Source organism: Skermanella aerolata KACC 11604 (assembly GCF_000936425.1).
GTDB lineage: Bacteria > Pseudomonadota > Alphaproteobacteria > Azospirillales > Azospirillaceae > Skermanella > Skermanella aerolata.
The window spans coordinates 1-20,745 of record NZ_AVFK01000005.1 but is presented as its reverse complement, the minus strand read 5'-3'; the positions used below and the strand labels follow the sequence as shown (position 1 = coordinate 20,745).

At 63.7% G+C, this 20,745-nt stretch carries 20 protein-coding genes, 2 tRNA genes and 1 riboswitch; of the genes, 9 read left to right on the top strand and 13 right to left on the bottom strand.

The features are described 5' to 3' along the window. Window positions 1-37: 37 nt before the first annotated feature. Together N826_RS08180 and N826_RS08175 are read right to left on the bottom strand one after the other, a co-directional pair. Entirely contained in the window at window positions 38-703 is a 666-nt protein-coding gene (locus tag N826_RS08180) for a methionine ABC transporter permease (RefSeq protein WP_044427570.1), read from the bottom strand. Then, entirely contained in the window at window positions 672-1,733 is a 1,062-nt protein-coding gene (locus N826_RS08175) for a methionine ABC transporter ATP-binding protein (protein ID WP_044427569.1), read from the bottom strand. Before N826_RS08175 ends, N826_RS08180 begins: the two co-directional genes overlap by 32 nt. A gap of 48 nt (window positions 1,734-1,781) precedes the next feature. Beyond that, a riboswitch (SAM riboswitch) is annotated at window positions 1,782-1,857 on the bottom strand. A gap of 145 nt (window positions 1,858-2,002) precedes the next feature. On the opposite strand from N826_RS08175, the gene N826_RS08170 reads away from it, so the two are divergent. Beyond that, window positions 2,003-2,077: transfer RNA gene (locus N826_RS08170), tRNA-Gln, on the top strand. A 75-nt stretch (window positions 2,078-2,152) separates the two neighbouring features. Here the strand turns inward: N826_RS08170 and N826_RS08165 are convergent. The 6 genes from N826_RS08165 to N826_RS08140 form a co-directional block, all read right to left on the bottom strand. Continuing rightward, window positions 2,153-2,575: a hypothetical protein gene (locus N826_RS08165; RefSeq protein ID WP_044427567.1), complete on the bottom strand. Its 423-nt coding sequence runs from the start codon at window positions 2,573-2,575 to the stop codon at window positions 2,153-2,155. A gap of 405 nt (window positions 2,576-2,980) precedes the next feature. Next, entirely contained in the window at window positions 2,981-3,814 is an 834-nt protein-coding gene (locus N826_RS08160; protein ID WP_052830924.1) for a phosphate/phosphite/phosphonate ABC transporter substrate-binding protein, read from the bottom strand. Beyond that, a complete protein-coding gene (locus tag N826_RS08155; protein WP_063772224.1) occupies window positions 3,811-5,862 on the bottom strand; it encodes a dipeptide ABC transporter ATP-binding protein in 2,052 nt (683 codons plus the stop codon). The genes N826_RS08160 and N826_RS08155 overlap by 4 nt, the downstream gene beginning before the upstream one ends. After that, window positions 5,859-6,713: an ABC transporter permease gene (locus N826_RS08150; protein ID WP_084720590.1), complete on the bottom strand. Its 855-nt coding sequence runs from the start codon at window positions 6,711-6,713 to the stop codon at window positions 5,859-5,861. The genes N826_RS08155 and N826_RS08150 overlap by 4 nt, the downstream gene beginning before the upstream one ends. Further along, window positions 6,694-7,650: an ABC transporter permease gene (locus tag N826_RS08145; protein WP_044427565.1), complete on the bottom strand. Its 957-nt coding sequence runs from the start codon at window positions 7,648-7,650 to the stop codon at window positions 6,694-6,696. The genes N826_RS08150 and N826_RS08145 overlap by 20 nt, the downstream gene beginning before the upstream one ends. Before the next feature lies 1 nt (window position 7,651). Then, window positions 7,652-9,235: an ABC transporter substrate-binding protein gene (locus N826_RS08140; RefSeq protein ID WP_044427563.1), complete on the bottom strand. Its 1,584-nt coding sequence runs from the start codon at window positions 9,233-9,235 to the stop codon at window positions 7,652-7,654. 337 nt (window positions 9,236-9,572) lie between these two features. On the opposite strand from N826_RS08140, the gene N826_RS08135 reads away from it, so the two are divergent. Then, entirely contained in the window at window positions 9,573-11,612 is a 2,040-nt protein-coding gene (locus N826_RS08135) for a protein kinase domain-containing protein (protein ID WP_044427562.1), read from the top strand. A gap of 11 nt (window positions 11,613-11,623) precedes the next feature. After that, window positions 11,624-12,091, top strand: coding sequence for a hypothetical protein (locus N826_RS08130; protein WP_052830923.1), 468 nt, complete (start codon window positions 11,624-11,626; stop codon window positions 12,089-12,091). A gap of 42 nt (window positions 12,092-12,133) precedes the next feature. Here N826_RS08130 and rpoH read toward each other — a convergent pair whose 3' ends face one another. Together rpoH and N826_RS08120 are read right to left on the bottom strand one after the other, a co-directional pair. Beyond that, on the bottom strand, window positions 12,134-13,018 hold the full coding sequence (gene rpoH, locus N826_RS08125) for an RNA polymerase sigma factor RpoH (protein ID WP_044427559.1): 885 nt from the start codon (window positions 13,016-13,018) through the stop codon (window positions 12,134-12,136). A 137-nt stretch (window positions 13,019-13,155) separates the two neighbouring features. After that, entirely contained in the window at window positions 13,156-14,268 is a 1,113-nt protein-coding gene (locus N826_RS08120) for an RluA family pseudouridine synthase (RefSeq protein WP_373866634.1), read from the bottom strand. Between the two features lie 47 nt (window positions 14,269-14,315). Between N826_RS08120 and N826_RS08115 the strand changes: the two genes are divergently transcribed. The 6 genes from N826_RS08115 to N826_RS08090 all read left to right on the top strand — a co-directional run bounded on the left by N826_RS08115 (window position 14,316) and on the right by N826_RS08090 (window position 18,353). Beyond that, entirely contained in the window at window positions 14,316-14,657 is a 342-nt protein-coding gene (locus N826_RS08115) for a hypothetical protein (RefSeq protein WP_052830922.1), read from the top strand. A gap of 40 nt (window positions 14,658-14,697) precedes the next feature. Continuing rightward, on the top strand, window positions 14,698-15,735 hold the full coding sequence (locus tag N826_RS08110; RefSeq protein ID WP_044427555.1) for a threonine aldolase family protein: 1,038 nt from the start codon (window positions 14,698-14,700) through the stop codon (window positions 15,733-15,735). A gap of 59 nt (window positions 15,736-15,794) precedes the next feature. Further along, a tRNA-Glu gene (locus N826_RS08105) sits at window positions 15,795-15,870 on the top strand. A 789-nt stretch (window positions 15,871-16,659) separates the two neighbouring features. Further along, the gene (locus N826_RS08100) at window positions 16,660-17,109 is read left to right on the top strand and encodes a PAS domain-containing protein (protein WP_044427554.1); all 450 of its coding nucleotides are present in this window, start codon (window positions 16,660-16,662) and stop codon (window positions 17,107-17,109) included. Window positions 17,110-17,569: 460 nt separating this feature from the next. Then, window positions 17,570-18,019, top strand: coding sequence for an organic hydroperoxide resistance protein (locus N826_RS08095; RefSeq protein WP_425600599.1), 450 nt, complete (start codon window positions 17,570-17,572; stop codon window positions 18,017-18,019). A 7-nt stretch (window positions 18,020-18,026) separates the two neighbouring features. Then, window positions 18,027-18,353, top strand: a complete 327-nt coding sequence (locus tag N826_RS08090) for a cupin domain-containing protein (protein ID WP_044427552.1) — start codon at window positions 18,027-18,029, stop codon at window positions 18,351-18,353. 172 nt (window positions 18,354-18,525) lie between these two features. On the opposite strand, the gene aldA is transcribed toward N826_RS08090, so the two are convergent. From aldA to N826_RS44155, 3 genes are all read right to left on the bottom strand, one after another. Next, on the bottom strand, window positions 18,526-19,962 hold the full coding sequence (aldA, locus tag N826_RS08085; protein WP_044427550.1) for an aldehyde dehydrogenase: 1,437 nt from the start codon (window positions 19,960-19,962) through the stop codon (window positions 18,526-18,528). 110 nt (window positions 19,963-20,072) lie between these two features. Continuing rightward, window positions 20,073-20,540: a hypothetical protein gene (locus N826_RS08080; RefSeq protein WP_044427548.1), complete on the bottom strand. Its 468-nt coding sequence runs from the start codon at window positions 20,538-20,540 to the stop codon at window positions 20,073-20,075. A gap of 14 nt (window positions 20,541-20,554) precedes the next feature. Continuing rightward, window positions 20,555-20,745: hypothetical protein (locus N826_RS44155; protein WP_044427546.1), on the bottom strand; the 191-nt coding region annotated here is incomplete at its 5' end.

Genomic DNA, 20,745 nt, shown 5'->3' with positions numbered 1-20,745 from the left:
TCGGTATCGTGCGCGAAGGGGATCAGGAGGCGCAGGATCAAGAGACAATGGAGCGCTTGTTGACCCGGCGGGCGATCCACTCGCCCAAGCTCTGGACAAGCTGGACCAGGACGATCAGCACCAGGACGACGGCGGCCATGACTTCAGGCAGGAAGCGCTGGTAGCCATAGCGGATGCCAAGGTCGCCAAGGCCCCCGCCGCCGACGGCGCCGACCATGGCCGAGTAGCCGATCAGGCTGACGGCGGCGAGCGTCAGGCCCAGGACGATGGCGGGCAGCGCTTCCGGCAGCAGGATCTTGGTAATGATCTGCAACGGCGTGGCGCCCATCGTATGGGCGGCCTCGATCAGGCCGTGGTCGACTTCCCGGATGGCGCCCTCCACCAGACGGGCGATGAACGGGACGGCGGCGACCGTCAGCGGCACTATGGCCGCCGTGGTGCCGATCGACGTTCCGGCGATCAGCCGCGTGAACGGGATGATAGCGACCACCAAGATGATGAACGGCGTGGAGCGGGTGGCGTTGACGAGCAGGCCGGCGACCCGGTTGAACGTCAGGTTCTGAAGCAGCTCGCCCCGGCCGCTGGTCGCCAGCAGGACGCCGAGCGGCAGGCCCATCAGCGTTCCCAGCAGCCCGGCCAAACCGACCATATAGAGCGTTTCGATGGTTGCGTTAACCAACAGCTCGAAGATTTGCTGGGACATGGCCGAGCACCTCTACTGACAGATTATTGACGTTGATGAATGTGATGGCGGCTTGGACGGCCTCGGCGCTGCCGACGGCCTCGACCACCAGCGTCCCGAACGGAGCGCCCTGGATATGGTCGATCCTGCCGTGCAGGATGTTGAGGTCCAGTCCGAAGCGCCGGGTCAACTGGCTGATGATCGGCGTATTGGCGAGCGCGCCCTTGAAGGTGATGCGCAGAACAGGATTGCCGCCGGGCAGCGGCTCAGCCGACAGCCGCTCGACCAGGGTATCCGGCAGTTCGGCGCCGACGACGGACGACACGAAGCTGCGCGTGGTCGGGTGCCTGGGCGCCGTGAAGACGTCGAACACGTCGCCTTGCTCGATGACGCGGCCTGCTTCCATCACCGCAACGCGGTGGCAGATCTCCTTGATGACAGCCATCTCGTGGGTGATCAGGACGATGGTCAGGCCGAGCTTGGCGTTGATGTCAGCCAGCAGGCGAAGGATCGATGTCGTCGTTTCCGGGTCGAGGGCGGAGGTCGCTTCGTCGCACAGCAGGACCTTCGGCTCGCTGGACAGCGCGCGGGCGATGCCGACGCGCTGCTTCTGCCCGCCGCTGAGTTCGGCCGGATAGCGGTCGCGCTTGTCGCTGAGACCGACGAGGTCCAGCAGGGGTTCGACCTTGGCCCTGATCTCGGACCTTTTCAGGCCGGCGAGTTCCAGTGGCAGCGCCACGTTGTCGTAGACGGTGCGGGAGGACAGCAGGTTGAAGTGCTGGAAGATCATGCCGATGCCGCGCCGGGCGGCGCGCAATCCGGCGGCGTCCAGCGCATTCATGTCGATGCCAGCGACGGTGACGCGCCCGGATGTGGGCCGTTCCAGCATGTTCACGACACGGATCAGCGTGCTTTTGCCCGCCCCGCTGCGGCCGATGATCCCGAAGATCTCTCCGCGTCCGATGTTCAGGTCGATCCCGTCGAGCGCCTTTACCGCCGCTCCGCCACCGCGTCCGGGAAACTCCTTTTCGACGCCGTGAAATTCGATCATCGCCACATACCCTCGACTAAACAAAAATCCGCCAACAGCAGCATCGCCGGGCGGATTGCCACGCTCTTTAGCTGCATTTATAAAGCGCCCGCAAGCCGGTGCTCAAATCGGCGCTGTGAATTGCTATATAATCACACTCTGCACCGCGTCAATTGGATTTTCCCAGCGGTCAGCCCTGTAGTTTATGCAAACCGGCGCAAAACGCGAAAGGATAAAGCCCGCGCTTGCGGCGCCGTATTTTTGTGGCTATGTTCCGCGCACCTCAAGGCTGGGGCGTCGCCAAGCGGTAAGGCAGCGGTTTTTGGTACCGCCATGCGGAGGTTCGAATCCTCCCGCCCCAACCAATCCACAGCACTTAATTCGCTGCATTTTCAAGCGGGCCGGCCATCCAGGCTCGCTGAGGGTCGACGATATAAGCTCTATTCTGATGCGGACATATCGAGCTGCGTCGTCCTGGCTCTCTTGCTGCCGTCTTCAGTGCAGGCTTCCTCTTGCTCCTCTTGGCGCATCCCGGTCGTCATGCCTCCGGGCTGAACCGAGACATCGAAAATCGTTGCCAGCCCCTCGTAGTCCTTGTCATATTTCGAAGCTACGAAAGTCATGAGATGTCCTCTCGACTCCGCGATTTTTTGCAGCCGCATAAGTCTAGAACCCGTATCGCGGTAGTTATTTCGAAGACGTAGGCGGACAGGTTGGCCCTTCTCGATTGCCTGCTCGATCCTATGAAATTTCCGGTTGTTTGTAAGCAGCTTCCAGCCGACGTAAATGAACGGAAGCAAGAACAATGCGGTTATAATCATGGATATCTCGTACATATCGATGGCCTTCTCACCAAGCTGCATCTCTATTTGATTCCCCAACGCACTCGAATGTTCCTTGGAAAATTAGTCGAGGCAAATAGCCAAAAATTGATAATGATCGGATCAAGTATGTCACTCTTCGATAGTCTTGCATGACTCTATAACTATAACTTTCTCGATGGTGAATATTTGGAATGTTCCTTGTTTTGTAATCAACCTTAAGTTCTGTGTGCACTCATTGTTCGATGTTAGTTTATTAAAGCATCAAAAACTTCGGTATGTCGCCTAGGCTTTCGGATGCGTAAGCCTGAAATCTCCGTGCTTGGCTCGATACAAGCTTTTTCACGACCTGATGTCTGTGATCCACCTAACAGGAACCACACTAAGTCAACTTCTTCGGCCGGAATCCGGCTTTCGCGGCTCCCCCTGGGATTCCCTCGCCGGCACTCATGCCAGCGCCGGATACCCCGCAGCGACTGCTTGATTGGCAAGTCCTGAAATCACTCGGTAAGCGCGGTCGGGCAGCGTCTCGAACCCTTCCAGCAGCAAATCGGCACGAGCTTCCGCCAGTTCCGGCGCCGTGGCGACCGCCTGAAGTGCGGTGCGCAAGGCCGCCAGCGTGTCGTCGTCGGTCGAGGCGGCGGTGACAAGCGGCAGGCATGGGGTCGCCGCCGTGACGGCCAGCACGCGGGTGCTGCCGGCCAGTTCGGGGCGGTGGCGGCTGAGATGCGCGTAAGTGATGCAGTCGATGGCGGCTATGTCTGCCGTACCGGATGCTACGGCCTGGAGGCTGGCGAGATGGCTGCCGCTGACGGTGACGGAGCCGAAGAAGCGCCCGTCGCGCGACAGCGGGGCGACGGCGGCGCGCAGCATGTTCATGCCGGTGTTGCTATCCCAGCCGTTGATCATGCACCGGCTGTTGCGGAGTTCGACCAGGCGCTGGACGGTGCTGGCGGCCGACACCACGATGAAGCCCCGATGACGGCTGCCGCTGCATCCGGGCGCGCTGTAGCGCGGGGTCGCCACGACCTTGACCGTGTTGCCGAGCGACGTCACCAGCGGCAGGCCACAGGTCTGGCTCAGCAGCAGGTCGGGAGCCTGCCAGAGGTCGGCCGGCTCGCCGTCGAAAGTCAGGATATCGGGAACGCCGTCCAGGCCGGCCCGGGCCAGGTTCTCCGCGATGGCGCTCCAGAGTGCCGTATGAGCCGGGCGAAGCTCCGGGAAATCGTACATCGGCAGCGATGCTCGCCGGCGGAACCCTGAAGCCGGCGCCATCGTCATGGGCGCGGGCCGACGCGGACGGGATCGGGTTTGCGGCGCGTGCGGAGTGCCGCGGTCTGCGACGCCTCCAGCGCATCGAGTGCTATCCAGCAGCGGATCATGTATCCCTCTCCCGCGTCGCGCCAAGGCGGAGCCTCGGTCCGGCACGGATCATACGCCCGAGGGCACCGGGTATGGAATGGGCAGCCGCTAGGACGATCGGCAGGGCCGGATGGCGCAACGTCCAGACTGACGGGACGTGCGGGTTTTTCGGTGCCCAGACGGGGAACGGCCGCGATCAAGGACTGGGTATAGGGATGGAAGGGAGGGCGGAAAACGCGCTCTGCCGGTCCGATCTCGACGATTTCGCCCAAATACATTACGCCGATTCGGTCGGACAGATACCGCACCACCGCCAGATCGTGGGAGATGAACAGGTAAGCCACCTCGCTTTCCCGCTGAAGGTCGAGCAGCAGGTTGAGGATCGAGGCCTGGACCGAGACGTCCAGGGCGGAAGTCGGCTCGTCCAGGATCACCAGCTTCGGGTCTCCGGCGAAGGCGCGGGCGATGGCGACGCGCTGTCGCTGGCCGCCCGACAGCCGGTCGGGCGTGGCGGTCATCATCTTCGGCGGCAATTGCACGTCGGCGAGCAGGGCCGAGGAGCGGTCGCGCTTGCGGCGTCCGGTCAGGCCGGCCAGCACCCTGACGGCGCGGCCGAGGATCGAGGCGAGCCGCTTCTTCGGGTTGAGGGTCGCATCGGGCGTCTGGAACACCATCTGGACATCGCGCCGCTGGCGCCGGGTCCGGCGGGACGCCGTTCCGGCGACACGCTCGTTGTTCAGCGCCACCGTGCCGGTGCTGGGCGGGACGAGACCGGCGATCACCTTGGCGAGAGTCGACTTGCCGCTGCCGGACTCGCCGACGAGGCCGAAGGTTTCGCCGGGTGCGATCTCGAGGTCGATCTCGTCGAGGATATGCGCCTTGCCGAAGCGCCGGCCGACCTTGTTGAGGCTGAGCAGCGGTAGCCGGTCGCTTCTGCCGTTCTCGGGCGACTGGGCGACGCCGGCAAGCGGTGCGGCGCTGCCGGGCAGCGGGGTTTCCATATGGAAGAAGCAGCGGCTGAGATGGCGCGTACCCGCCCGCATCAGCTCCGGGTGATCGACCCGGCACACGGTGCGGGAGATCAGGCAGCGCGGTTCGTATAGGCATCCGGTACCCAGGTCGGCGAGGTCAGGCACGCCACCGGCGATGCCGGCGAGCCGGCGGTCCTTCTTCCGGACGCCGAAGTCGGGGATGCAGTCGAACAGGGCCGCGGTATAGGGATGGCGCGGGCGCTGGAAGACTTCGCGGATCGTTCCCTGCTCGATCAACTCGCCGGCATACATCACGCCGATCCGGTCGCAGACCTGCTGGACCACCGCGAGGTTGTGGCTGATGAACAGGATGGAGGCCTTCAGCTCGCCGCGCAGATCCTGGAACAGGTCGAGGATGTCGGCCTGGACGGTGGCGTCAAGCGCTGTCGTCGGCTCGTCCAGGACCAGCAGCGCCGGGTCGGAGGCCAGCGCCATCGCGATCACGACCCGCTGCTGCATGCCCCCCGACAGCTGGTACGGATAGAGCGCCGCGACGCGGTCGGGCTCCGATATGCGGACCTTGCGCAGCATGTCCAGCGCCGCCTCCGTCGCTGCCCGGTGGGCTAAGCCGCGATGGTGCCGGTAGACCTCCGCCACCTGTGCGCCGACGCGGATGGTCGGGTTAAGGGCGCTTCCGGGGTTCTGGTAGACCATCGCGATGCGGTCGCCCCGGATGCGCCGCAGTTCCGGCGCCGTCATGGTGAAGAGGTCGCGACCCTCGAACAGCACGTGCCCGGATGTCAGCAACCCATTGCGGGGCAGGTAGCGCAGGACGGCCATGGCGAGCGTGGACTTGCCGCAGCCGGACTCTCCGACGAGGCCGTAGGCCTCGCCCGGCTGGACGACCAGCGAGACGTTGCGGACGGCGTCGACCAGATCCCGCCGGCGCTGGTAGCTGATGGTGACGTTGTCGAGTTCGAGCAGGGGGGCTGTCACGGCTCCAGATATTCCTTAAGCCCGTCGGCGGCCAGCCCGATGGCGACGACCACCCAGGCGATGCCGAGTGCGGGAAACAGGACGGTCCAGGGGGCTGTCGTCAGCAGCGCTTGGTTCTCGCTGACCATCAGCCCCCAGTCGGGGGTCGGGGGCTGGACGCCGAGGCCCAGGAAGCCCAGCGTCGCCGAGGTGAAGACGGCGTAGCCGAGCCGGACCGTGCCCTCGACGATCAGCGGCCCGCGGACGTTGGGCAGCAGTTCGACCGCCATGATGTAAAGGGACCCTTCGCCGCGCAGCTGGGCGGCCTGGATGTATTCCTTGCGAGCCTCCACCAATGCTGCGGCCCGGACCGTGCGGGCGATCAGCGGCGCGAAGACGAGGCCGATGACGAGGATCACGTTGCCGGTTCCCGCCCCCAGGAAGGTCAGGGCCAGCATCGCCAGGATGACGATGGGAAAGGCCATGACGGCGTCGAGCACACGCATCACGACCTCGTCCACCCAGGACCCGAACCAGGCGGTGACCAGCCCGATCGCCGCCCCCAGGACCAGCCCGAGCAGCGTCGCGGCCGGCGCTATCGTCAGGACATAGGTCCCGCCATGCATCACGCGGCTCGCCATGTCCCGGCCAAGCTGGTCTGTGCCGAACCAGTGCAGGGCCGAGGGCGGCTGGGAGATCGCGAGGAAGTCGATCTCCGCCGGCGGATAGGGGGCCAACCATGGGGCGCCTATGGCGGTCGCGACCCAGACCAGCACCATGGCCAGACCGATGGCGAGCGGGATCGTCCCGCGCGCCGGCGCGAAGCGGCGCCTGCGCGGGCCGCGCCGGCCGTCAATGAGCGTTTCGGCCATGGCGTACCCGTGGATTGAGGACGGCGTAGAGCACGTCGGCGGCAAGGTTGCCGAGCGCGAAGACGAAGGTGATGGCGAGCGAGCAGCCGACCAGCAGGGGGATGTCCTTGTTGGTTGCGGCGAAGTGGATAAGGCTGCCGATGCCGGGGTACTTGAACAGGGTTTCCACGACGACCAGTCCGCCGACCAGCCAGCCGATCTGCGCCCCGATCACCGTCACGGTCGGCAGCAGGGCATTGCGCAGCACGTGCCGCCAGACGACGGTCCGGGGCGGCAGCCCCTTCAGCGTCGCGGTGCGGGTATAATCGGCCGCCAGCGCCTCGATCATGCTCGCCCGCGTCATCCGGAACAGATAGGCGAACAGCAGGAGCACGAGGCAGCCGACGGGCAGGACGAGGTGGGCCGCCACCGTCAGCGGACCGGCCCCGTCGGGCGGCAGCGCCTGGATCGGCAGCACGGCGAGCCAGATGCCGAAGACGAGGATCAGGAAGACGCCGGTGACGAATTCCGGCAGGGCGCCGACGGCGAGGCTGACGGTGGACAGGACGCGGTCGAACAGCCCGCCCTCGCGCCGGGCAGCGGCCACGCCGGACGCGATGGCGAGCGGGACGAGCACGGCCAGACCGCTGCCGGCCAGCAGCAGCGAGCGGCCCAGCCGCTCCAGCACCAGCGGGAAGACGGCGGTGCTGAAGGCATAGGATCGTCCCCAGTCGCCCTGGGCCACGCCGGCCAGCCATTCCGCGTAACGGACCACCACCGGCCTGTCGGCACCCAGTTCGGCGTTCAGGCGCGTCACGGCATCCTGCGGGGCGAAGGGGCCGAGGATGATCCGCGCCACGTCCCCCGGCAGGACGTTGGTGATCGCGAAGATCAGCACCGAGGCTACCGCAAGCGTGAAGGCGAGCAGAAGCACCCGGCGGCCGACGAAACGCAGCATCTCAGGCTTCGACCCAGACCTGGGTGAGGTCGAGATAGTTGGACATGCTGCCGGTCAGGTTCTTCACCGTGGCTCGGGAAGCGCGCAGGTTCTTGTTGAAATAGGCGATGACCGCGGGGACTTCTTCGTTGAGCAGGGCCGCCATGTCGTTGCCGATCTTGGTGCGGGCCGCGACATCGGGTTCGGCTTCGAATTTGGCGAGCATCTCGTCGAACTCGGGGTTCTTCCAGTGGGCGGCGTTCCACTCCGCCGTGCTGCGGAAGCTCTGGGCCAGGATCTGGGCCGCCACCGGGCGGCTGGTCCAGTCGGTCAGGCCGAAGCCGACTTCCGTCCAGTGGTTATAGTAGAGGTTGGTCGGTTCCACCTTCAGGTTGACCTTGATCCCGGCGGGGGCAAGCATCTGCTGGGCCAGCGCCGCGAACTGCGGCAGTTCCAGATACTGGTGGGTATAGAGGTCGATCGTGAAGCCCTGGGGATAGCCGGCCGCCGCCAGAAGCTCGCGGGCTTTCTGCATATTGCCCTGGCGCTGGACGATCTCGATCTTCTCGGGGTAGATCGGGGCGATCGGATGGTCGTTCGCCACATCGGCCAGACCGCCCAGCAGTCCGCGCACCATGGTCGGCCGGTCGAAGCATAGCGCCACGGCCTGCCGGACCCGCTTGTCGTCGAACGGCTTCATGTCCGTCCGCATGCAGAGCTGGCGGTGGTCGGCGGCGTCGGCCTGGATCAGCGAAATACCGGGAGCGTTCCTGATTCCCTGGGCATCGATGTAGCTGAGCTGCTGGACGACCTGGATGTCGCCGGACTGGAGCGCCAGCACCATCGGCTGGGGCGATTCGAAGGTCTGGATCTCCAGCCGGTCCAGATAGGGCTTCGGCTGGTCCCAATAGTCGGGGTTGCGCTCGAACGTGGCGCCTTCCTGAGGGCGGTAGGAGACCAGCTTGAACGGACCGGTGCCGACCGGCTTTTCTGCGAAGTTCCCGGCATAGTCCGCGGGCAGGACGACGCAGTTGTAGGTCTGCGTGAAATACGGGAACGTGCCGATCGGGCGGTCCAGCGTGAAGCGGACGGTGTGGTCGTCGACCTTGGCGATGCCGTCCTTCTTCAGGAACGGCATGGCGCCGGCGGCGGGCGACGCGTTGGCCGGATCGACCAGCCGCTGGAAGCTGGCGACGACGTCGGCGGCCGTCATCGGCCTGCCGTCGTGGAACTTGACCCCCTGGCGGAGCTTGAAGGTCCAGACCTTGCCCCCTTCGGACGGCTCCCACGAGGTCGCAAGCACGGGGCGAAGCGTCAGGTCGGGCTCGGCGTAGACGAGGTACTCGGCGGCCTGCTGGACGATGGCGATGCCGCCGGAACTGTTCAGCTTGACCGGATCGATCGTGGTGGCCGCCGGTACCGCCACCTTCAGCGAGCCGCCGCGCTTGGGGGCCGGCGCCTGGGCGAAGGCGGAAGACAGCAAGGCGGAAGACAAGGATGCCGTGCCGGCAAACGCCAGGGCGAGAGCCATCGCCGACGTGCCCGCCAGGAACTGGCGGCGGCTGGTGCCGGCGGTGGAAAACTTGTGGTCTGTGCGCTTTACCATGATTCTGGTGCCTCCGGTATATTGGGCGCGCACATGTCGCAACGCCGGACTACTGCTTCGATGCCGCTTCGATGCGGAGTTCAGGATCGCCTAACCTGTCAGATCGGCATCGCCGGATGCAAGGCCGCACGGTAGCCTCCCCGCATCGATAAAGCGCTTCGACAAAACGGTGACATTAAACATCATTAACGGACTTTTGTTGCGTCTTTGCACAGTTCGGGAGCCGTCCGGGCGGCGCGCCCGGAGGTGGTTGCAAGGCGACGGCTTAACGGTTCCTTATCCGTCTGGATGGCAGGGTGGCGGCGTCGGTTCATAACGCGGGGACAGCGCCGTACCCATGGCGACAGCCGCTCAAGCCACAGCAGCTTCCGGCCGCAGTTACGAGCCGGTTAATCTGGCGGGCCGCTACGAGATCCTGCCGGGAACCCCGTTGCCGTCGCTGGATGGTCCGGGCGGAGCGGCGTTTGCCGTGAAGGCTCTGCGCGACCGCAAGGTGGAAGTCTTCGCCCGCGTCGGCACCTTGGGCGTACCGCCCCGGATGGACCTGCTGTCGGGCATCCGCGGGATCGAGCATGTGGCGCTGATGCGCATGATCGAGTGGGGCATGGTCGACTGGCCGGTCGACGGCATGAAGCGGATCGTCTTCATCCTGGAGAACCCCGGCGGCCGCCGGTTCATGAACAGCCTGGGCGACACCCGCGAACAAATGACGGAGGAGCAGATCACCCGCGCGGTGATCCAGCCGCTGGCGTCCGCCCTGCGGGAGTTGTCGAGCCGCGGGATCGTGCATGGCGATATCCGCCCGACCAACATCTTCCTGCGCGATCAGGGCACCAGCGGCATCATGCTGGGCGAGTGCGTGTCCGCCGTCACGTCCTTCGGCCAGTCGCCGCTGCTTCTGACGACCGAGCGGGCGATGGCCCAGCCGTCGGGCCGTGGCGTCGGCACGACCGCCGACGACCTGTACGCGCTGGGGATCACGATCCTGCTGCTGTTCATGGGGCGCAATCCCGTCCGGCACCTCGACGACGAAGCGATGCTTCAGGCGAAGATCGAGCGGGGCACCTATCCGGCGCTGGTCGGCACCTCGCGCATCTCGCTGGCGCTGATGGAGCCGCTGCGCGGCATGCTGGCCGACGATCCCAAGCAGCGCTGGACGCTGAACGACCTGGATCTGTGGCTGAGCGGTCGGCGGCTGAGTCCCCGGCAGCCCCAGGTGCCGCGCCGGGCGTCCCGTCCCTTCGAACTGGCCGGCGCGCAGTACTGGCATGCTCGGCAACTGGCGCGGGCCTTCGCCCGCAATACCGCAGCCGCGGTCCCGCTGATCGAGAGCGGCGACCTGGACCGCTGGCTGCGGCGCAGCCTGGGCGACGAGGCGAGGGCGGAAGCGGTGGCGACCGCCGTCGATACGGCGGGCGCTTCCGGGAAGGGCGCCAATTTTGAGGACCGTCTGGTCGCCCGCGTCTGTCTGGCGCTCGATCCTTCGGGACCGATCCGGTACAAGCAGAAGGCGGTCATGGCGGACGGCTTCGGCGCGGCCCTGGCCGACGCCTTCGTTCGGAACGAAGGGTATCAGGCGCTGGGAGAAGCGATTTCCGCCCAGCTGCCGAGCTTCTGGGTCAACATGCAGCCCGAGTTCAAGGCGGAGCATGTGCCGCTGGTCCAGGCTTTCGACGGGTTGCGGACCCAGCTGGAACGGCTGGGATCGGGCTACGGGATCGAGCGGGTGCTTTATGAGCTGAACCCGATGATGCCGTGCTACAGCGCCATGGTACGCAACCATATGGTGACCAGCGGCAACGAGCTGCTGTCGGCGCTGGAAGAGGTGGCGGAACAGCCGGGACGGCCGCGCGAGCCGATGGACAGGCACATTGCCGCCTTCCTGATCGCCCGCTACCGCAAGCTCGACGAGCGTCTCATCGTTCTGACGACGCCTGGCGGCGAGGATCTGCGCCGGATTTCCGCGCTGTTGAACGTGCTGGCCGATGTCCAGAAACGTTTCGGCCCGGTCAGCCTGCCCGGCCTGTGTGCCTGGATGGTCGAACTGATAGGGCCGGCGATCGAGCGTTTCCACAGCCGGAGCCACCGCGAGAAACTCCAGAACGAAGCCATGAGGATGGCTCAGGAAGGCAACTTGGCTGTTCTGCTGAAGCTGATCGACGATCCGGCCGCCATCCGCAAGGACGAGATCGAGTTCACCAAGGCCCGGCGGCAGTTCCAGCTCGCCAAGCGTGAAGTCGACAAGCTGAAGATCGAGATTTCGGACCGCGAGGAAATTGCCGAAACGTCGGGCCGGCAGATCGCGGCCGTCGTGTCGAGTATCGTTGCGACGCTGGCCTTCGCCGGGATCGTGCTCTACAGGCTGGTGCTGCGATGAGCCGGTCGCGAATGCCGGGCAGGAAGCGGAAAAGCTCGTCCAGCGGCATGGTGACAGTGCTGCTGATCCTTATGCCGGTCGGCCTGATCTTTCTGCCGACCACGGTCCTGTTGGCCGTCGGCATGATACCGACGGTGGTCGCCTATGTCGTGGACCGCGATCCGGACAAGACGGCGCCGATGACCGTGGGCGGGCTGAACTTCGCCGGGGTGTTCGCCTTCGCGGTCAGTCTATGGCAGGCCGGCCATACCATGGCGGCATTGTCCAGGATACTGACGGACCCTTTCGCGTGGCTGGTCATGTACGGCGCCGCCGGGCTGGGCTGGACACTGTACTATGGCATTCCCCCGGCGGTGGCAGGCTGGATCATCCTGCGCGCGGAATCCAAGATCGCCCAGAGGATCGAGGAGCAGCGCGAACTCATCGACCTTTGGGGCACGGAGGTCAACGGCATCGTGGAGGACGTCAAAGACGCGTAGCACCCCGTTCCACGGATCACTCCTGCGGATTACTCCTGCCGATCACTGGGCCAGCCGCTGCTCGATCGCCGCGTTCTTGATGTTCTTCTGCAGCTTCTCGAACGCCCGGACTTCGATCTGGCGCACCCGTTCCCGGCTGATGCCGTAATGCTGCGACAGGTCTTCCAGCGTCGTCGGCTCGTCCTTCAGGCGGCGCTCGGTCAGGATATGGCGCTCACGCTCGTTCAGGTTGGTCATGGCGCTCTTGAGCAGGGCACGGCGCTTGCCGAGCTCTTCGCGCTCCGCCAGGGAGATTTCCTGCGTATCCTGCTCGTCGACCAGCCAGTCCTGCCATTCCCCCTCGCTGTCGGCGCGCAGCGGCGCGTTGAGCGAGTGGTCCGGGCTGGCCAGACGGCGGTTCATGCTGACAACGTCCTGTTCCGGCACGTCCAGCTTGGTCGCGATCTGGGTCACGTGCTCTGGCGACAGATCGCCCTCGTCGATCGCCTGCATCTGGCCCTTCAGCTTGCGCAGGTTGAAGAACAGCTTCTTCTGCGCCGCCGTCGTTCCCATCTTCACCAGCGACCAGCTATGCAGGATGTATTCCTGGATGGCCGCCCTGATCCACCACATCGCGTATGTCGCCAAGCGGAAACCCCGGTCGGGATCGAACCGCTTGACCGCCTGCATCATCCCGACATTGCCTTCGGAAATCAGTTCCGACAATGGCAAGCCGTAGCCCCTGTAGCCCATGGCGATCTTGGCGACCAGGCGCAGATGGCTGGTGACCAGCTTATGCGCCGCTTCGGTATCGCCATGCTCGCGCCATGACTTGGCGAGCATGAATTCCTGCTGAGGCTCCAGCATCGGAAACTTGCGGATTTCCTGAAGGTAGCGGGACAGGTTGCCTTCCGAACTGATGACTGGAACGCTGGGAGTGTTCGACATGCTATACTTGCCCCTCTCTTCTTCGGACGGTGTGCAATCCCCTGAGTTGTCCGGTCCCGACCGCCGCGGAAACCAACCTGGAAAAAGGATCTGGCCATGACAGCCATAATACCCCAGCCCCAGGCTCAGTCATAGTTTTAAATCGATTCCAAGCTTTCGATTAAAGCATGGATGTCCAACGGCAATTCCGATTCGAACTTCATTTGCCGAGCGTCTCTCGGATGGTTGAACCGGAGAGCGACGGCATGCAGGGCCTGACGTGGGAAACCAACAAGAGCACCCCGGACGTGTTCCGTGACAACGCACCGTTTGGCGTTGCCAACCGAGCCGCCCATCGGGCCGCCCGCATTGCCGCCCACATTTCCTCGACCTGCCTGTCCACCACTTCTGCGGCTACCATAGACCGGATCTCCGACCACGGGATGTCCGACATGAGTCATATGCACTCGAATCTGGTGCGTACGCCCAGTAGCCAGCACACATTCTACCACCGATGCCGCCGTTCCGAAGGTTCGCAACACTCGGTAGCGGGTAAGTGCGGTCTTTCCACCGGATACCACCGCCATCTTCTTGCGGTCCGACGAACTTCGCCCGATATTGCCCTCGATCTCGCCCTTTGCCGGCGAAGGAACGCCGAACACGACGGCTTGGTAGGTCCGGCTGAGCGACCGGTCGGCGAACTGCGCCGCCAGGGCCTGATGCGCCAAGTCGTTCTTGGCGACCACCATCAGCCCGCTGGTATCCTTGTCCAGCCGGTGGACGATGCCTGGCCGGCGGACGCCGCCGATCCCGGAAAGCCTGTCGCCGCAATGCCAGAGGAGGGCGTTGACCAGGGTGCCGTCGGCGTTGCCGGCGGCGGGATGGACGACCATACCGGCCGCCTTGTCGATCACCAGCAGGTCGTCGTCCTCGTACGCGATGGCGAGCGGGATGTCCTGCGGCACTGGCACGGCGGCTTCCGGCTCGGGAACCGCGATATGGAACGTCTGGCCGGGTTTGACCCGCATGGATGCGTCGGTTATCGTCGCACCCAGGGATGAGACCCGGCCCTGATCGATCAGCGCGCGAATACGGGAGCGAGACAGGCCGTCGAGCCCGCCGGCCAGCAGCTTATCCAGACGTTCGCCCCGATCGCCCTCGGCCACGGTCAAGCTCAGCGGTTCCCCGTCGGCGTCGGGTCCGCCGTCCTCGGGTCCTTCCACATCGGGATCACCGGCATCGATTTCGTCTTCGCTATCCGTAATACTCAACAGACTGGACCTCGACCGTGCGGGCAATCAAAGCTTTCCTTACCATAATGGCCATCTTCATAATCGGGGGTTTCGGTTTCCTCGGTTATGAAATCTACAAACGCGCCACCGATCCCGAACGTCAGGCCGAGGCCGGAGCACCGCAGCCGCCGGTTCCCGGCCGTATCGCCGAAACCGCCCTGGACCTTGGCGCCGGTGCTCGCATCGAGAGCGTCGTGCTTGCCGGCAGCCGCGTCCTCTTCACGGTCAGGCTGCCGGAAGGGCAGGGGGATCGTCTCTATATCCTGGACCCCCGTACCGGCGCCGTGACCGCCAGCGTCACCACCGGACCGGCTACCGCCCCGAATTCCGAGCGCATCATGCAACAGCCGGCCTCCGCCCAACAATGACGGCCGTCACACCTTATCAGCAACACCGGACCTCATCCCCGTGAATTTCACCAGCGACAACGTATCCGGCGCAGCGCCGGAAATCCTGGAAGCCCTGATCGCCGCATCCTCCAGCGGCCCTACGCCGTCCTACGGCGCCGATCCGCTGACGGCGCGGGTGACGGAAAAGATCTCCGCATTGTTCGAGCGGGACGCCGTCGTCTTCCCGGTAGCCACCGGTTCCGCCGCCAACGCGCTCGCTCTCGCGACACTGGCGCCGCCCTATGGCGCGATCTACTGCCACGAAATGGCCCACGTCAACACCGACGAATGCGGTGCTCCGGAGATGTTCACCGGCGGCGCCAAGCTGGTGGGACTGCCCGGCGCCGGCGGCAAACTGACGCCCGGCCTGCTTCGGGCGACGCTGGAGAAAGCGGGCGTCGGCGTCGTCCACAGCGTCCAGCCGGCAGCATTGACCCTGACGCAAGCGACAGAGTCCGGCACCGTCTACACACCCGATGAAGTAGCGGCGCTGGCCGAGGTCGCCCGCGGCTACGACCTTCCGGTCCACATGGACGGCGCCCGCTTCGCCAACGCCCTGGTCCGGCTCGGCTGCTCGCCGGCCGAGCTGACGTGGAAGGCCGGGGTGGACGTGCTGTCGTTCGGCGCCACCAAAAACGGCGCCCTGGCGGCTGAAGCGGTCGTCTTCTTCCGCCCCGAGCTGGCGGACAGCTTCGCCTTCCGCCGCAAGCGTGCCGGACACCTGTTCAGCAAGATGCGCTTCCTGTCGGCCCAGCTCGACGCGTACCTGACGGACGACCTGTGGCTGCGTCTCGCCCGCTACGCCAACGCCATGGCCGACCGGCTGGCGGCGGGCTTGACGGCGATACCGGGCGCACGGCTGCGCGACCCGGTGGAAGCCAACGAGATCTTCATCGACCTGCCCGAGCCGGTCATCGCCGGCCTGGAGCAGCGCGGCTACGCCTTCTACCGCTGGGACGGCACGGTGATCCGGCTGGTGACGGCCTGGAACACCGAAGCCGGCGACATCGACCGCATGATCGCCGACGCGCGCGAGCTGAGTGCCGCCACGCGCTGAAAATAGCCCTTGCGGGAGGCCGGCCCAGTAGGTATATAGCCGGCCTCTCGCCCAGCGATGTCCCCATCGTCTAGAGGCCTAGGACACCGCCCTCTCACGGCGGTAACAGGGGTTCGAATCCCCTTGGGGACGCCATCTTATCAAGCACTTAGCTTGGGTCGTTGCGACTTTTGCGGCTCCGTTGCGACTCAGATCTTAGGTTTGGTCGGGCGTCCGAGTCTCATTTTTCCCCCGTATTGCTCCTACGGTAAATTCGACGTGGATTTCGCGCCATTGCCATGAATCCACCCATTGCTAAATTCCTCGAGTTTTGCTGATCGCATTTGCTCGGCTGAGAATCTGTTCGCAGATGGGTCGTGCCAGCCGATGCTGATCAAGATGCTACTTTGAGGAGAGTGAGGGCGGACACGCGAGAGGGTGCTGGGGCCATGACGGAACTTTCAATCCAAAGGGAATTCAAAGAGTCGTCGAGCGATCGCTGACGTGAATCAGTCGCTATTGTCGATTGAACACCATCTTTGAGCGGACAGAGGCTCACCTCGTCGCTTTCATCGAGATCGCCTTCATCTCCATCCTGTCCCTCCTCCTGGTGCGCCCTGCGACCCAGCAAATCAGCGCCTGACGTCTACAAACAAACTCTAACAAATACGCCTATATTTCCGTGATTCAGGTTCTCAGGGAGCTTAGTACGGCGACGGAGAAAGCTGCGACGATAACAAGAAATCGTTAGCTCGATCCTGCATCTGGTCGGACGGCATCGTCAAATTGACGGCTTGGTTCCGGGCGCTTTCATGTGGAAATTCGAGTCAACGTGCTATCCAGATCTTCGAAGTCGGCTTCCAGATAATGGAAGCTTAGCGGATCTTGGATGAAATCGTACTTGCGGGCCTATCAAATCGATCCAGAAAAGAAAGGGAAGGCAGAATGACGGCGTGGGCGTTGCTGCCGGTTGGTCTCGTGATCATCCTGCCGATCTTGCTGTCGTCGACATGGCGCAGTCGCCGCGATCGCGCGGAGGACGCTCTACGCGAAAGTGAACAGCGGTTCCGCAACATGTCGGATCGTGCGCCAATGGTCATATGGGTCACGGAGGCCGACGGCGCCGCTTCTTATCTCAACCGGCGATGGACCGACCTGACGGGGCAGGAACCAGACGAAGCGCTCGGTCACGGATGGTTGGACTGCGTGCATGACGAGGACCGGGACGGTTCCATCGCCGTTTTTGACGATGCCAATAAACGAGGCGTGGAATACCGCTACGAGTATCGCCTTCGTCGAAAGGAGGGAGGCTGCGGGTGGGTGATCAGCGCGGGTGCGCCGCGATTCAGTTCAGGCAAGGTCTTTCTCGGTCATGTCGGAACGGTATTCGACTGAACCGCGCCGGGCTTATCGGAGACCGATTTGCATGGGTCACGCCATCATGGCGAGATGCTCGATTAGACCATGATAGGATGCTTGTGGCTTGGCAGATGGAATGTTGCCGAAGGTTCGAGCAGGTCGAACCACTGAGATGGCCGAAATAAGCGGATACTCTGCCGCCGCTTGCTGTCGAGGCTCAACCGCTCCGATATCTTTATTCCCGATAGAACTCGGCACGGTCCACCTGACTGCGCGACCAATGAGCGAGAAGTCGCTAGAGTACTCAACCCACTGTCGTATTCAGGCGATATATTGGATGTATAAACCGAGAATTGGGATGAAACCAAAATCGACAGGCAAATTCTGCCGAAACGTGCTGGGATCAACGTTGCCTCGCTGTTCCACAGCGTGAACCCCCTACTCAGATAAAATGGTTTATGGCTAAATTCTGGGAGTCTGAGATCTGTGATGGGGGATGGTTATGCAAGTTCTTTACACCGCAACTTCGACTGCTACTGGTGGACGCAGTGGCCGAGTTCTTTCATCGGATGGAGTGCTTGACCTTCAGCTCGCTTATCCCAAGGAGCTGGGAGGACCCGGAGGCAATGCTACAAACCCTGAGCAATTGTTTGCAGCCGGCTATGCCGCCTGTTTCGAGAATGCCCTGATGCGGGTAGCCAGGGAGAGAAAGACGCCGCTCAGCAAATCGGCCGTGACGGCCCATGTGGGCATCGGCCGGGAAGAGGACGGCTATTTCAGGCTCAAGGTGGACCTTGAGATTTCCGTTCCAGACCGCGATCGAACGGAGATCGAAGAGTTGGCCAGGATCGCCCACGAGGAGATCTGCCCCTATTCGCGCGCCACACGCGGCAACATCGAGGTCAACCTTCGTGTCGTCTCCGCGTCGCCAGACACACAGGCATGAGGCCCAGATGACCGATCACTGCATCTCCTGGGACGATGTCCCCGAGCAGGTTTCCGCCTCGGGCGTGGCGAAGCGTGTGCTGTCCGGTGCCGATGTATCCCTCGTGATGGTCAAGGTGCCGGCAGGGATCAAGGCTGACCGCCATAGTCACGCGCATGAGCAGTTCGTGCAGGTAGTCTCAGGGGCCGGCATGCTGGAGACGGAGCAGGGCTCACGTCGTTTTGGACCCGGCAGCGTGTTCCACTTTCCGCGCGACACTTGGCATGCCGCCCAGTTCGACGTCGATACCGTCCTCGTCGAAACAAATCTGATGGAGCAGGGCAAGGGAACTTGAGCAAAGCCTCGGACCGGAGCGATGGTTTGCCTAACGTTCGTCTGCACCTATGAGACCGGCGCCATTTGGAAGTGACTGACGACTTCCGGCAAAGAAGTCGGGCCTTTAGAGCCCGACTTCTTTGTTCCGAACCGATCAGGCTTCAGGGCCGCTTGTATACTTATACCTATCGTCAGATTTGCACGTAGGAGACGTGCGTCGTCGTGTACTCATAGAGGCCGTGCTTTCCGTCCGCTCCGCCGATCCCTGATCTGCGGTTGCCGGCGTGGAATCCCTGCATGGCTTCGAAGTTTTCGCGGTTGACGTAGGTCTCGCCGAATCTCAATTCGTTGCAGGCCCGGAACACTGACGAGACGTTCTGGGTGTAGATGGACGATGTCAGTCCGTAGTCTGAGTCATTTGCCCGTTCGATCGCTTCATCAAGGTTCTCCACGACATTGATCGGCAGGACGGGTCCGAAGACTTCCTTGCGCATGATGTCCATGTCCTGACGGCAGTTCATCAGGACTGTCGGCTCGAAGTGGTTTCCGGTACCGAGATCGGCAATCCTGCCGCCCGTCAGAACCTCGGCGCCCTGGTCCACGGCGGATTTGACCAGGCTGTTCACCTTGTCGAGACCGGCCCTGTTGATGAGCGGTCCCATGTCCACGGGCTTGTCGCCCAGCGGATCGCCGTACCGGGTGGCCTTCATGGCATCGACGAGAGCCGTGACGAACTGGTCGCTGATGCTTCGCTCGACGTAGACCCGTTCCGCGGCGTTGCAGACCTGCCCGGTGTTCAGGATTCTCGAAGCGGTGATTGCCTTCGCGGCGCGGGCGATATCGGCATCGGCCAGCACGATGGCCGGGGCCTTGCCGCCAAGCTCAAGGTTGACCTTGGTGATGTTCTTCGCGGCCGATGCCATGATCCGGGAGCCGGTTTCGACGCTTCCGGTAAAGCTGATCATGCCGACGTCGGGATGACTCGTGAGCGCATCGCCCGTGGTGCGGCCGCTGCCGAAGACGAAGTTGATCACGCCGTCGGGGATATCCAGACCGTCGAGCAACTCGATGAAGAGCGCCGCGTTGTTGGGGGTTTCTTCGCTGGGTTTGATCACGATCGTATTGCCGGCCACCAATGCCGGAGCCAGCTTGCGGGCGATCAGGAAGAAGGGGAAGTTCCAGGGCAAAATCCCCGCGATCACCCCGATCGGCTGCCGGTTCAGGAAAATGCTTTCTCCGGGCCGGTCACTTTGAATGATCTCGCCTTCGATCCGGCGCGCCCATTCCGCCATGTAGTCGATGTAATCCGCCGTGAACGCGACTTCGACTTCAGCCAGACCGAGAACTTTACCCTGTTCCTCGACGATGACCCTGGCGATCCGGTCGACGTTCTGCCGGATCTTCGCGGAGATCCTGCGCAAAGCGGTCGCGCGCTGAATGGCCGGCAGTCTTCCCCAGCTTACCTGCGCCGCCTTCGCCGCTTGCACAGCTTGGTCCACCTGATCGGCCGACGTATCCGGAATCTCGGAAAGCAACGTGTCCCTGGCCGGATTATAAACAGGAATCCGGTTATCGGAATTCACCGATAACCGCTGGCCATTGACGAAGTTCATGAGAATATTGCTCATTGGTGTCTCTCCCTTTACTTCGGTTTTTTTATCGATGTCGATCTGAAGATGCCGGCAACGACCTTGTCGCGGGCGGGGTCGTTGGGTTCACGCCAGCAGCCGGATGTTTCTCAGTCGTTGTCTTTTCGTGGCACGGGATTGACCAGCGCGATCCGGTAGACGTCCTGCTCCTTGCCGATCAGGAACACGTCGGTCGGCGGAATGCCGGACTCGCCCGGCGGCTCGTCGAAGATGACGCGCAGCCGGTGCGAGACCGCCATGTTGGCTTTCTGGGTGCCCCGGCTCTCCGTTTCCTTCAGTCCGTCGGCCGGGAAGTCTTCCAGCGCGATCGAGCGGATCGGGCGGCCGAAGGTGGTACGGATCTGGTAGCTGACCACCCGCTTGCGGATCTTCCGCGCATCCTTCCAGTTCACCAGATCCTCGAACACCGCCATGTCGCGGGCGGCGATCGCCTGGGAGACGGTGGAGATCAGTTCGTCGGGCGTCTTCGGCAGGTCCCGCGCCAGGGCCGGCGTCCCGAAGGACGCCAGGGCGAGGGCGCCGAAGATCAGCAGGCCGGAGGTTGTCGAGTTTGGCATCCCTCGCTCTCCCTTTACTGAGCCGCTGCCTGCTGCTTGGACTGGTCCTTGCCGAGGGCGAAGACCCAGATCACGCCGCCCTGCGTCATCTTGGGCGGACGGCGATCTTCCGGCAGCAAGCCGTCGATGCCGCCCATCATGCGCTCGGCATCCACACCCCAGCCGGCCTGCACGGCGATGTACTGCACGCCGTCGACCATGTAGG